Origin of the sequence: Crocosphaera chwakensis CCY0110, from assembly GCF_000169335.1 — a bacterium.
Classification (GTDB): Bacteria; Cyanobacteriota; Cyanobacteriia; order Cyanobacteriales; family Microcystaceae; genus Crocosphaera; species Crocosphaera chwakensis.
On record NZ_AAXW01000003.1, the window covers coordinates 50,252 to 63,810 of the forward strand.

The following is a 13,559-nucleotide window of genomic DNA, read 5'->3' on the forward strand; positions in this document are numbered from 1 at the left end:
AGGAACTAACGAAAGTTAGCCCTCGCGGGGTAATAAATTAATTTTATAAATAGAGGTGATTATGTCTAAAACTATCGTAATTGATCCCGTTACTAGGATAGAAGGTCATGCTAAAATTTCTATCTTTTTAGATGATAAAGGTAAAGTGGATGATGCTAGATTTCATGTAGTAGAGTACCGAGGATTTGAGAAATTTTGTGAAGGTCGTCCCATGTGGGAAATGGCAGGAATTACAGCCAGAATTTGTGGGATTTGTCCTGTTAGTCATCTCTTAGCTTCTGCAAAAACTGGGGATAAAATTTTAGCTGTAAAAATCCCAACTGCAGCAGAAAAATTAAGAAGATTGATGAATTTAGCTCAAATCACTCAATCCCATGCTCTTAGTTTTTTCCATCTCAGTAGTCCTGATTTTTTATTAGGATGGGACAGTGATCCGAGTAAAAGAAATATTTTTGGATTAATAGCATCTGATCCAGAATTAGCTAAGAGTGGTATTCGTTTAAGACAATTTGGACAAACAATTATTGAACTTTTGGGAGCAAAAAAAATCCATGCAGCTTGGACTGTACCTGGAGGTGTGAGATCACCATTATCAGAAGAAGGTAAACAATGGATAATAGAAAGACTACCTGAAGCTTACGAAACTGCTAATAATGCGCTTAGTTTATTTAAAGGACTTCTTGATAGATTTGAAACAGAAATTAAAACATTTGGTGACTTTCCTTCTCTATTTATGGGGTTAGTTGGAGAAGACGGACTGTGGGAACATTATGGGGGACATATTCGTTTTACTGATAGTGAGGGAAATATTGTTGCTGATAACTTAAAAGAAGAAGATTATAAGGACTTTATTGGGGAGTCAGTAGAGAAATGGTCTTACCTGAAGTTTCCCTACTATAAACCGTTAGGATATCCCCAAGGAATTTATCGAGTTGGACCATTAGCAAGGGTCAATATTTGCTCTCGTTTTGGTACAGAAAAAGCTGATCAAGAACTAGAAGAATTCCGCGATCGCGCTGGTGGTGTTGCGACTTCTTCCTTCTTCTATCATTATGCCAGATTAGTAGAAATTATTGGTTGTTTAGAACGTATTGAACGGTTAATTAATGATCCTGATGTCTTATCAAAACATACCCGTGCTAAAGCAGGAATTAATAACTTAGAAGGTATCGGCGTTAGTGAAGCACCTAGGGGAACCCTTTTCCATCATTATAATGTTAATGAAAACGGGTTAATTCAGAAAGTTAACCTCATTATTGCTACCGGGAATAATAACTTAGCCATGAATCAAACTGTTGCACAAATAGCCAAGTATTATGTTAAGGGAAATGCCATGACAGAGGGAATGTTAAACCGTGTAGAAGCAGGAATTCGCTGTTATGATCCTTGTTTAAGTTGTTCTACCCATGCAGCCGGACAAATGCCATTACACATTCAATTATTTGGTTCTAATGGTAACTTATTAGATGAGGTTTATCGAGATTGAAAATATATCAGCCCTCTCGATTATTATGTTGTCATTGCGAAGGGTAATTTAAGATATTAAAATAATTATAGATTCAAAATTAAATCTTTGTTGAAAAATTATAAATATGGGAATAACTTTCAAATATAGACGTATTAGTTTAGAATATTTTGAGTATTCGCAATGTCATCCTTTTGGTCTTGATATAGAAGATTTTGATGAGCTCATATCTTTTTATGATAATTTAAGATGTAGTGATGATTTCTTAGACATAGGTAAAGATTGGCAAGCTCTTCATTTGCTTTTGACTGGAGAAGTGGCAACAGATAAATCTCAAGCTCTGTCACCTCTAGGTAATGTCGTATTTGGAGGAATAGAAACAGAATATGAGTCTACTTACAGTAAAGTACGTTGTTTAAATTCTAATGAAATTATAGAAATAGTAAAAGCAATGAAGGATATTTCTACTAACGATCTCATATCTCGTTTTGACCCTAATACTTTTAATACTACTAAAATTTATCCTAATCCTCAACCTGGAGGTTGGGATATTGAACAGCTAGAAACCGTTTTATTGTCTTACGAAAAACTAAAATCCTTTTTTAAAGAAGCTGCTGAAAAAGATCAACTGATATTTATATCTCCATGTTAAATTTAATGGCTCTTTTAGATTAAGTAGGATAATTTATTTAATTATAAGTCTTGATTTCTTTGCTCTAAATATTTTTTTCTCAGGTTAATCCATAACTCCTTAATCGATAAATGACTACCTTAAATAAGAAAATAACAAATCTAATCTACCTTGACAAATATCCCCCAATAGTGTCAACCCGCAAATCAACCAAATGGGTGAACCGTCAACCGCTTGCAGTGATAAAATAAGTATAAGACGCAATTTTAAGTCAGGAAATTCAGTTTGGTGTTATCATCCATCATCGCCGATTTTCGTATTATTTTTGACCGTGACCCGGCGGCCCGTAATTGGCTAGAAGTTCTCTTCTGCTATCCTGGGTTACAAGCTATTCTGCTGCATCGTATCGCTCATCGCATCTATAATCTAAAAGTCCCTTTCTTTCCTCGTTTAATCTCCCATATTGGAAGATTTCTCACTGGGATCGAAATTCATCCAGGGGCAAAGATAGGTACTGGTGTATTTATTGACCACGGTATGGGTGTGGTCATCGGGGAAACCGCCGAAGTCGGTGACTACAGTTTGATTTATCAGGGTGTCACCCTTGGAGGGACTGGTAAAGAAAGCGGTAAACGTCATCCTAGTCTGGGTAAAAACGTCGTAGTAGGGGCAGGGGCGAAAGTTCTGGGCAACCTTAATATTGGTAATAATGTTAGGATTGGGGCTGGTTCTGTAGTATTACGGGATGTTCCTTCTGATTGTACTGTTGTCGGTATTCCTGGGCGTATTGTTTATCAGTCTGGGGTGAGAGTTAATCCTTTAGAACATGGAAACTTACCAGATTCTGAAGCGAAGGTTATTCGTTTATTGTTAGATAGAATTGATGCTTTAGAACAACAAGTTCAAGCCTTACAAGAAGCAAAAGTAAAAGAACGGGAATTAGTTGCCAGTGGCGTATCTAATGATAAAGCTAATTCTGATTATAATGAAACCCATAGCTGTTATTTAAAAGATAAAGAAATTGAGGAATTTCTCGGCGGTACAATGTAACTTTTGATGGCTGATAATACCTGATTTTAGGGATCAAAAGTTATTGATCCCTATTTTTTAGTCTGGCTTAACTCCCATCATTAATAAACCAATTTTTTCTACATCAGTATTAGGATTAATGATATCTATAAACTGTCCTCGGTAAATAATAGCCAAGCGATCGCTCATTTTTCTCACTTCTTCTAATTCTGTGGAAATATACAAAATAGCTGCGCCGTTTTCCCTTGCTTTTAATAATTGTTGTTGAATATATTCTGTTGCTACAATATCAAGTCCTCTGGTGGGTTGCATAGCAATAATTAATTGTGAATGATTAGACAATTCACGAGCTAAAATAATCTTTTGTTGGTTTCCTCCTGATAGTTTACCAACAGTAATATTGGGTTCAACGCCTCGAATATCAAAGTCATTAATCACTTCATTTTCTCTAGTTTGAATAGCTTTTTTTTGAAGCATTCCCCATTGATTAAAAGGGTAAGAATAATATTGTTTTAAAATCAAGTTTTTACCAATAGTTAAGGAAGAAACTAATCCTGTTGTTTTTCTATCTTCAGGAATATAAGCGATAGATAATTGTTTAATAATGTCTTCTGTTGTCCAATTAGTAATATCAATCTCTTTATATTGAATTTTACCCTTTTTAGCTTTAATAAAACCCATAATTGCTGAGACTAATTCTTGTTGTCCATTACCATCAACCCCTGCTACTCCTAATATTTCTCCTGCTTTTATTTGAAAGGAAATATTGTCAAGGTTTTTAACCACTAAATTATCAACTTTTAAGATGGTTTCGGTATAAGATAATGTTGTTTTAGTTAAATTAATTGTTTTATATTCCCCAATCATCATATTAGCTAGTGTTTGAGGATTAAGATTTTTATTTTCAAAGGTATTCATAAGTTTTCCCATTCTTAAAACTGTTATAAAATCACACAATTTGATAACTTCTTCTAGTTTATGACTAATAAAGATAATCGTATTCCCTTTATTAACTAATTGACGTAAAATCTTAAAAAAGTTATTAATTTCAGCAGGGGTTAATACTGCGGTGGGTTCATCTAAAATTAATAGTTTTGCCCCTCGATATAATACTTTTAATATTTCGACTCGTTGTTGCATCCCTACTGATATATTTTCTACTTTAGTATCTAAGTTAATTTCTAAACCATAATTGTCAATTAATTCTTGAATTTCTAATGTTTTTTGTTTTAATTTCAGTCTATATTCTCCTTGGGTTCCTAAGATAATATTCTCTAACACAGATAATTGAGGAACTAGCATAAAATGTTGATGAATCATACCAATTCCCTGATCAATAGCACTTTTAGAAGAGTTTATTTTAACTAGCTGATCATTGATATAAATTTCTCCCTCATCAGGACGATATAAACCAGATAATATATTCATTAATGTGGTTTTCCCTGCGCCATTTTCCCCTAAAATAGCATGAATAGTTCCTTTGTTAATCTTTAAGGAAATATTATCATTAGCAGTAAATGAGCCAAATTTTTTTGTAATATTCTTTAAACTTAATTCAACCATTTTGATATCTTCAATTGTCATTCCAAGGAAACGATGATAGTGTAACAAAATAATCCATCATAAATTACCTTATCTAAGAGACAGTTTTATTGACACAAAGGGTTGATTTTCCATTTTCTTCGCACGGTTCAAAAGTTATTTTTTTAGTCACAATTTCTTCTTTAACATTGTTGATTTCACTAATCATTTTGTCAGTGACAACTTCGTTAAATTCTCCTAAATATAAGATATCAGGATAATCTAAACCTAAACTATAAATTTTACCCTCTAATTCATTTTTATTCGCTAATTCTGCCAGATAATTAATAGCTAAATCCAAACGTTTAACAGGAGTCGTTAATACAGCTTGAGGGGCAATAGTTAACTGATCAACCGTATTTCCAAAGGCATAAATCCCTTTTTCTTGTGCCGTTTGTAATACCGCAGGAGAGGCATTATCTAACCATTGATAAACCACATCTGCACCAGACGAAATTAAGGCTAAGGTTGCTTCTTTAGCTTTAGCTGCGTCATTCCAATCTCCTGTATAACTAGAGGTAATTTTAATGTTAGGATTAATGGATTTTGCCCCTAGTTCAAATCCCCTTAATTCTTCATCTGTTGCTTGAAAAGATTGGGCAGTAATGTAAGCCATTTGATTGCTTTTTGTCATCATTGCCCCTAATATTCCACAAAGGTAACTTCCTTGTAAATGATCGATGCGTAAAGAGGCTATATTTTCCCCTTCTACTGCCCCATTTACCCCGATAAAAAAGGTGTTGGGGAATTGTCCAGCTACCTGTTGAATGGCTGCGTCAAATTGTCCCCCATGAGCATAAACTAAATTATAACCCCGTCGTGCAAAATCGGTCAGAGTTTCTGCTTGATCAGCTTGGGAAACTTGTTCAACATAGGCTATTTCTGTCCCTAATTTTTCTTCGGTTAATTTAACGCCTTCATAACCAGTTTGATTCCATGCTTTATCCGTTATAATGCCTGGTAAAACAATAGCTATCTTTAGAGTTTTTGGGGTTTCTGTTGTTTGTTTTTCTTCAGTTGAGGAGGTAGGGACTTCTGAATTGGTCAAAGTTGAATTATTGTTATTGTCACAAGCTTTTAGAATTAAGCTTCCGAATAAAGCTGAGGTAAATCCTAAAAATTGTCTACGTTTTAATGATGATTTCATTATTATATAATTGTGCTTAAAATACTACCAATACGTTGCCAAGGAAAGAAGCGAAAAATAGCATGGCCGATAACATTTTTCTCAGGCAAAAATCCCCATACATGGGAATCATTACTATTATTTCGATTGTCTCCCATAACAAATAAATAACCTTCAGGAACTTCAACAGATTCTAAGTTATAATGAGGAGATTCTAATATATAATTTTCATTGAGGAGTTGATTATTGACATACACTTTACCATCTTTAACAGTAACACTGTCACCACCTTTAGCGATAATTCTTTTAATAAAAGCTTGATTTCTTTGATAGCCTTGCAGTTGTAATTGCATGGGAGGTTCAAAAACGATAATATCCCCTGGTTGGGGAGAATGAAAATAATAAGAAACTTTTTCAACAACTAAGCGATCGCCAGTTGCTAATGTGGGATACATAGACTCAGAAGGAATATATCTGGGTTCAGCTATAAAAGTCCGAATAACAACAGCTAAAATAATAGCAATGACTAATATTTGTATATTTTCCCAGATAGTTTTCCAAGTCGTATTTTTTTTGTTTGAGATTGAGTTAGATTGTTCTTTTTCTTGATCGATAGTCATAAAGATAGTTTTAGTTTTTTTTATTATAACCTTTCTAGAGTCAGTCAGTTCTCTACTTAATTATTATTATTAATTAAGTTGTTTTTTAGCTTGTTGCCAAAGCTTTTCTAAGTCTTCTAAATCATAATCTGTTAAGGGGCGATTAGCAAACTTTTCCATTTTAGAAAGCCTTTGTATAAACCTTTTATTGGTTCCTGCTAAAGCTTCTGAAGCATCTAAATTGTACCATCTTGCAATATTAATAATAGTAAACAATAAATCACCTAATTCTGATTGTTGATGAGCTTTATTATCAGTTTCTAAAGATTCTTTAAACTCTGTTAATTCTTCATTAAACTTTTCCCAAACTCCGTCTATATTTTTCCATTCAAAACCAGCTTTTGCTGCCTTTACTGATATTTTACTACTGGCCATTAAAGGGGGTAAGGTACGATTATATCTCTCTAATTTTCGACTCAATAATTGAGCCATTTCTGGGGTTTCTCCTTTTTCTTCTGCTTTAATTTTATCCCAATTTTGACGTACTTCTTCGCTATTTTCCACTGCTACATCACCAAACACATGAGGATGACGGCGGATCAATTTTTCTGTGATGCCTTCTGCTACTTCTTGTAAGTTAAAATAACCGTAATCTTGGGCTATTTGTGCTTGTAATACTACTTGTAATAATAAGTCTCCTAATTCTTCTACAATAGCTTTTTGATCTTCACTTCTAATAGCATGAACCACTTCATAAGCTTCTTCTATCACATAAGGTATCAAAGTTTGGGGAGTTTGGGCGAGATCCCAGGGACATCCCCCTTCAGGCGATCGCAGTTTTGCCACCACATTGATCAGATGGTTTAATGCGTCTAATATGGCGTGGTAGGTTTGAGTTTGGCTGGTTTGGGGGTTAGACATTAATAGTAATAATAAAACTCACTCATCTATTGTTAACCAACTTTGTCTTTTTTTCAATCATTTCATTTAATTTACTTTGTAGCTTCTTTTATCTTAGCTTGGGCTAAGGATAATAATTCTTGTGCCTCATTATAAACAGTTGTTCCTGTTTCTACTTGTTTTAATTTTTCGATGTTACCTTGCATTTTACTGATAAATAGTTGACGTTGTTTTTTTTCAACTCCATTAGCAAATTGTTCTTGTAGATTTTGAATTTCTTTTTTCGCTACATCTAAAGCTTCTACTGATTCTTTTTCCACTTTACTACGCAATTTTACAATACTAGAATTAGTTTCGTATTCTGCTAATAAAGCTTGAGTTTCTAAATAGCCTATATCGTCTTGAGAAATAGTTTCTAAGCGACTAATGGCTTTTTGCCAAAGTTGTTGACATTCTTCCCATTTATTGACAGAATGGGGAGGATTTTTACATAATTTAGTTGCTGATAAAGAAAAGTTTTTCGCTACAGTTATCATGGTGTCAGTTTGTTGGTTTTCTGTCATGCTTCCTGTGACAGCTTGAAAGTCTCTTTGATAACTTTCTAATTTTGAACTCACTAAAGTTGCTGCAAAGGTTTGAGGGGGTAATTGTTGTAATTCGTCTAAAGATTGCTGCCAACTGGTAACAATGGTTTGTTTTTCTTTTAGTTGGGTTGCTTGTTGATAGTTCTCTTTTGCTTGTTGTAAATTAGTTTCTGCTTTTTGATAAGTATTAAAAGCATTTTTTTGTTGAAAAATAATAGCTTCCATTCTACCTATTGTTTTTCTGGCTGCTTCAAATTCATCGATGGTAAACTGCCAACTGCAACTAAACATTTGACAGTATCTTTTAGGTTCATAACCAATAAACCAAACGGGTAATTTATCTAAATTTTCTTGTGCTAATTTAACCTTTTCTTCCCCTAATTTGATATCATCAAAACTAGAAATATGATGAATCAGTTGATCTGCTTGTTCTACATGAGCGATCGCTTTTCGATAATGATGATCCATTTCAATATAACTTGGTAATAATAAGAGGGGAGCAACTTTTGAAACGGGACGACGTATCATAGGGTAAGGTAAGTTAACTAGGGAAATTAATCCTACTAAACCTGCACTTGTAACCGTTGTAATACCTAAACCCCAAACAATTAATTTTAATTTCATCTTTCGCAATAATTGGTAAACTCATCATTAGTATTCCCAATATTGATGAATTTATTATCATAAAATTAACTTAATTAAGCATAATATTCCTGCAGCAATACTTAAACTAAGGGTTAACCAGTCTCCCCATTGAACATACAAAGTTTCGGTATTTCGAGGATAAATAATCCCTTGATGTAATTGATAAGTATTGATATCGGATATCCATAAAGTGTCCCCTTTTGGGTTAACAATAGCAGAATAACCAGTATTAGTTGCTCTTGCCATCCATCTATCAGTTTCAATGGCGCGAATTACATCTTGTGCATGATGTTGTGCCGGCATAATTTGACTATAATGGGCATTATTAGAAGCTGTAATTATAAACTCTCCACCCGCTTTTGCTTGACGACGAAAATGTTCACTAAACGCAGATTCATAACAAATTCCTGTGATTGCCTGACCGAAAGGGGTATTAAATTTTTGGTCAGTTGTTCCTGCTATTAAATGACTATCTAAGGGAGATAATCTATCAATTAATTTTCCTAAAATATCTTCAAAGGGAATATATTCCCCCAGAGGAACTAATTTTACTTTATCAAAACGACTCACTACTTTTCCTGTTTCTGTAATCATAAATAGGCTATTGGTATAACTTGTATTTTGACTCCCAAATGCCCCAAGAATGACAGGGATTTTTTGTTCTAAAATAGCAGAATAAAAAGAACTATTATTAATAATATAATCTAAATTAAAAGGTAAAGCCGTTTCTGGTGTTATAATTAGATCAACGTCTTGATTACTGAGTTTTTTATATCCTGTTGTATAACCTTCAATTGCTTTTCTTAACCCTTCAGGATAAAGTTTTATAGTATTAGGAATATTTCCTTGAATAATACCTACATTGATCGCTTTATCTAGATTATTAATTAAAGGTTGTTTATATAAAGAAAGTCCCGCTAAATGTAAACCAATAATTCCAAATAAAGAAGTTAAAACTAATAGGAAAGATTGTTTTTTGTTTTGATAATAAATTAAAATAGACTCCGCAAATAACCCATTAATTCCTACAATAGCAGCAGTAACAGTGGAATAACCTGATAATTTTGTTAATTGCAAAATGATTAAATTATTAGGACTTTGAGTATAAGATAAAGAAGTCCACCATAAAGCCCCTTGATTCCACAATAATTCTAATATACACCAAATAGCAACCCCAAAAATAACTCTTATTATAGATTGTAAAAGATGACTTCTAATACCCGTTTCCTTAATACCAATAAACCAACGAAAAATGATTGACCAAACTGTAACCAATATCGCTCCCCAAATAGTAATAAATAACCAACAAAAAAGAGCAATTAATAAACTAAAAATCCAAGGAACCCCCATCCAAGTCATAGGATGAATTCCCGTGATCCAAAATAAACCGAATCCATGATAAGCGAATCCCCAAACAAAAGCGATTAGGTTTTGTTTGTTAATAAGAATGTTGCTAAGTAAGGAATTTTTTTTGTTGTAAGTCTTTTCACCAGAAACAGTTAATAACCATAAAGGAATTAACGCAATCCAAGCTAAATAAAACGCAGAAAAAGGAGCCGTTGTCAACCCCATTAATAAACCACTGATAGCAACTAATAAAATTTTCATTGTTAGCTGTTAATAATTGATAGAAACTAGGGGTCAATACTTCGACTTCGCTTAGCATTGACCCCTATCATATTTGTTATGTTTATTATAATGATTATTCAGTATAAGCAGGAAACAAACTACGAGGAAAATCTTGTGCTGATAGACAAATATCCATCGCTTTAACGGCACTCATCTCATTCACTTCGTTCGCGGTGGCAATAACACATTCAGAATAAAAACCAGGTCGTAAACTCGCACGACAGGAATTTAATAAAGTTAATAAATTAATTTCTTCGGTATCAGTTTCTGAATCAACCACTGCTAAACTAGGAAGAGCATTATAAATATCAGCAACACAGTTTCCTAAATCAATAGGCCGTCTAACCTGAAAACAAGCTCTTACAGAGTCATTTCCATTAATAGGCGTTGCATTTGCTATAATGCTGACACATTCGGATAATTCTTTAGGAATTAGCGCATCAGAACAAGCAATAGACGCATCTTCTCCTGATACGTCGAACTTTTCTAGTTGAGTAATACACACACTATACTGGTTCCAATTACCGGCTTTTACAGGAACTGTAAACAGCAAGAAACCCAGAGAAATTGGAAACACTCCTAACCCACGCAATAAATGATTTAATGACATGATCATAACTATTTAAGACAGTATCAAAATCCAATAGATAAATCCCTTGGATTTTAACAAAAGATTTGATCAAGTTACGATTATAGTTCAAAATTCTCTGTAAACCATTGACGAGTCATGGGTTGTTCAATCATTAACCCTTCTCCCCCTAATACGTCTAAGGGTTCTCCATCAACAGATAACCATAGTTTAGCATCAGGATTTAGACTGGTCGCAGTATACAATAGCTGTCCTAATCGTCCCATCATGGATGCACTACCGCCTCCTGTGGTAAATTCAGAGGAGAGATTAAGATGAACCCCTTTATCGTCCAATTTTAAGCTTAATAGCTTGGTTTGTGCGGGAATGGTGGTATCATTTTCAGAACTATCAGGCCCTGATAATAAGTCTTTAACCGCAGTTTCTAAGACTTCTTGATCACTTAAAGACTTTTGTAGATTTAAAGGACTCTCCTTTAATTTTAGGCGATCGCCGGTAGCATCTAACCAGTAAACTTGTCCTCGTTGTTCGGTGTCAGAAGGTTGACTGATAGGACTTTCTGTGGGGGTTGGAGTGTCTGTAGATTTGGTTAAAGTATGAACGGCCCACCAAGTAGCGACAGTTCCGGTGGTTAGCATTGCTGCAATAATTCCAGCAATAAAGCCGATAGAGGAACGATTTTGACGATTATTATCTTGCATATTATTGTCCTCTTAAAGTTTTTTTATTCTTAAAGACGATTCTAGCGTAGATAACAGTTCCTTGTGGTGTCATTAATTATCAATAATTAATAATTAACCATTGATTATTCTTCCGATGGACTCAGGCGGAAAAAGGCAGCAATATCTAAGGTTTCGTCGTTAAGATTTAGCTTTAAAATCCTCACTAAAAATCCTTGATCAGCAAAAAGGTCTAAGGTTAATCTTTCGCTAATTCCTGCTAGTATTATATTAGCAAATCGTGAAGAGAGTTTTCTATCATTAATAATCGCACTCAGATCGGTTAATTTAATCTTTTTTCCTTGTTCTATGTCAAAAGCAACTTCTGCTGCAATATCTAACTGATTCGGTTCTTCTCCTTCTAATGCTTCTTGTTCTAATTCAATTTCTAAAGCTAGACGATTTTCTGTCATAAAATTAATTTGTAATTTTAAAATTTTAAATCGAGGAGCTTCAGGAGGTAAAATAGTATCAATTAATCCTTGTAATTGTTCTCTAATACTATAAGCTTCTAATGCAGAATTAAGATCATCTTCTTCTATAACCAGATGAACTGCTCCTTGAAAGGGTTTATTTAGAGCCGATTGGATACTTTTAATCCCTGCTACCTCTTGAGCTTTATTAATATCAATATCAATAGAATCCGTTTCTAACTCAAAAGTATCTATTCTTAAATTATCAATAATTTCTATCCCACGACTAGCAATCCGAACCCGATCAATTTTTCCTGACACAGCTTGATAACTGGGTGTATTATCAATCCTAACTGCTAACGCTTCTACGCTAGAAACTTGAGACCGTAATCTATTAGCCACCACCGTATCAACCACAAATCCGATAGGGGAAAGAATCGTGATCAAACTGGACAAAAAAATAGTAAAAACTTCCATAAAATAAGCGTATTTAATTCATTTTCATAGAGGATAACACAGAATTAATCTTCTAAAATCCATTCTGAACTTTTTTCTCCTAAATCGAGGGGAATACTCACTGCTTTTCCGAGACGGGGACGCTCGTTTGTGGTTTCCAAATAGCTAATAATTTGTTGTTGACTTCCCCAAGCGGTTAGATAGTTTGCGATCGCATTCAAATGTTCAAAATATTCTTGTTCACTCATAGGGAAAGATGCTTGTTCGAGATACTTCCACATCACCTGACAAAAAATCTTACCTTTAACCTTTCTTAGCTGCATATCATAGGATCTTCCCCATTTACTGTACAATAATTGGTGTAGGTCTTGTCCCGTCATTCTGGTTCCCTTCATCACAACACTACTTCTTATTGGTTATAACAGAAATAACAGTTATCAGTCATCAGTTATCAGTTATTAATTTTTTAAAATTTTTAATTATTAGTTATGCTTTATTGTCTTAACCCTAGTTGTTATAACCCACAAAATCCTGATAATAATAAAAATTGTCATGGTTGTGGAGAAAATTTACGTCAAACCAGTCAAGAATATTTGTTTCAAGTTCACTATAAAATTATTAAACAGCTTGGAATAAGAATATTTTTGTTTGTACCATAGTGAACGTAAACTTTCATCTGGTAATGCTTTCAAGCCGTGTCCTAACGCCAAAAAATTAGGTTAAATTTTGTGAAATTTACGACATTCAAATAGATGGAAATGTAAGAATTATTATAAATTTCTTGAGTAAGTCAAATGGATGTTATTACAGCAGCAATTATAGCCGCCCTAGCAGGTGTTGGAAAAGATGTTATCAAAGACAGTTATAATGCCCTAAAATCAGCTATAAAAAAGAAATTTGGTTCTGAAAGCGATCTAATTGATGCAGTGGAAAAATTGGAAAAAAAGCCCGATTCAGAAGGTCGTAAAGTGCTGCTACAAGAAGAAATTGAAAACGCTAAAGTTAATGATGATGCTGAGATTATCCAATTAGCTCAAAATTTGCTCGACAAACTAAAAGAACAACCTGGTGGACAACAGATAATTAATCAAAATATCAGTAATGTGAAATACGCTGCTACCTCTGGGACAGGAACAGCAAGCATTAGTAACATCACAGAAAACAACCCCTCAAAAGATAACTGAAACGATACT

15 protein-coding genes are annotated in these 13,559 nt (G+C 33.9%); 5 read left to right on the forward strand and 10 right to left on the reverse strand.

Annotated elements, in window-relative coordinates; all coding sequences use genetic code 11:
* The first annotated feature begins 61 nt into the window (after positions 1–61).
* The 3 genes from CY0110_RS31710 (at position 62) to cysE (ending at position 3,146) form a co-directional block, all read left to right on the forward strand.
* Positions 62–1,486 carry a Ni/Fe hydrogenase subunit alpha gene (locus CY0110_RS31710; protein WP_008273694.1) on the forward strand — a complete coding sequence of 475 codons (1,425 nt, stop codon included), beginning with the start codon at positions 62–64 and terminating at the stop codon, positions 1,484–1,486.
* A gap of 106 nt (positions 1,487–1,592) precedes the next feature.
* Positions 1,593–2,117, forward strand: coding sequence for a DUF1877 family protein (locus CY0110_RS02525; protein ID WP_008273696.1), 525 nt, complete (start codon positions 1,593–1,595; stop codon positions 2,115–2,117).
* 267 nt (positions 2,118–2,384) lie between these two features.
* Positions 2,385–3,146, forward strand: a complete 762-nt coding sequence (cysE, locus tag CY0110_RS02530) for a serine O-acetyltransferase (RefSeq protein ID WP_008273697.1) — start codon at positions 2,385–2,387, stop codon at positions 3,144–3,146.
* Positions 3,147–3,203: 57 nt separating this feature from the next.
* Here the strand turns inward: cysE and CY0110_RS02535 are convergent, their stop codons facing one another.
* The 10 genes from CY0110_RS02535 to CY0110_RS02580 form a co-directional block, all read right to left on the reverse strand.
* Complete coding sequence (locus tag CY0110_RS02535; protein WP_035798355.1) at positions 3,204–4,688, reverse strand: ABC transporter ATP-binding protein; 1,485 nt, start codon at positions 4,686–4,688, stop codon at positions 3,204–3,206.
* Between the two features lie 73 nt (positions 4,689–4,761).
* Complete coding sequence (locus CY0110_RS02540; protein ID WP_008273699.1) at positions 4,762–5,853, reverse strand: BMP family protein; 1,092 nt, start codon at positions 5,851–5,853, stop codon at positions 4,762–4,764.
* A 2-nt stretch (positions 5,854–5,855) separates the two neighbouring features.
* Positions 5,856–6,452, reverse strand: coding sequence for a signal peptidase I (gene lepB / locus CY0110_RS02545; RefSeq protein WP_008273700.1), 597 nt, complete (start codon positions 6,450–6,452; stop codon positions 5,856–5,858).
* Positions 6,453–6,521: 69 nt separating this feature from the next.
* A complete protein-coding gene (gene mazG, locus CY0110_RS02550; RefSeq protein ID WP_008273701.1) occupies positions 6,522–7,352 on the reverse strand; it encodes a nucleoside triphosphate pyrophosphohydrolase in 831 nt (276 codons plus the stop codon).
* A gap of 71 nt (positions 7,353–7,423) precedes the next feature.
* The gene (locus tag CY0110_RS02555; RefSeq protein WP_008273702.1) at positions 7,424–8,539 is read right to left on the reverse strand and encodes a hypothetical protein; all 1,116 of its coding nucleotides are present in this window, start codon (positions 8,537–8,539) and stop codon (positions 7,424–7,426) included.
* 57 nt (positions 8,540–8,596) lie between these two features.
* A complete protein-coding gene (lnt, locus tag CY0110_RS02560) occupies positions 8,597–10,168 on the reverse strand; it encodes an apolipoprotein N-acyltransferase (RefSeq protein ID WP_008273703.1) in 1,572 nt (523 codons plus the stop codon).
* A gap of 94 nt (positions 10,169–10,262) precedes the next feature.
* Positions 10,263–10,805, reverse strand: coding sequence for a hypothetical protein (locus CY0110_RS02565; protein WP_008273704.1), 543 nt, complete (start codon positions 10,803–10,805; stop codon positions 10,263–10,265).
* A gap of 74 nt (positions 10,806–10,879) precedes the next feature.
* A complete protein-coding gene (locus CY0110_RS02570; RefSeq protein WP_008273705.1) occupies positions 10,880–11,479 on the reverse strand; it encodes a GerMN domain-containing protein in 600 nt (199 codons plus the stop codon).
* 104 nt (positions 11,480–11,583) lie between these two features.
* Positions 11,584–12,387 (reverse strand): LmeA family phospholipid-binding protein, encoded by an 804-nt coding sequence (locus tag CY0110_RS02575; RefSeq protein WP_008273706.1) that lies wholly within the window; start codon positions 12,385–12,387, stop codon positions 11,584–11,586.
* Positions 12,388–12,431: 44 nt separating this feature from the next.
* Positions 12,432–12,746, reverse strand: coding sequence for a DUF3067 family protein (locus CY0110_RS02580; protein WP_008273707.1), 315 nt, complete (start codon positions 12,744–12,746; stop codon positions 12,432–12,434).
* A 108-nt stretch (positions 12,747–12,854) separates the two neighbouring features.
* Between CY0110_RS02580 and CY0110_RS29785 the strand changes: the two genes are divergently transcribed.
* Entirely contained in the window at positions 12,855–13,025 is a 171-nt protein-coding gene (locus tag CY0110_RS29785) for a 4-Cys prefix domain-containing protein (RefSeq protein WP_157464519.1), read from the forward strand.
* Between the two features lie 135 nt (positions 13,026–13,160).
* Positions 13,161–13,550 (forward strand): hypothetical protein, encoded by a 390-nt coding sequence (locus tag CY0110_RS02585; protein ID WP_008273708.1) that lies wholly within the window; start codon positions 13,161–13,163, stop codon positions 13,548–13,550.
* Positions 13,551–13,559 lie beyond the last annotated feature (9 nt).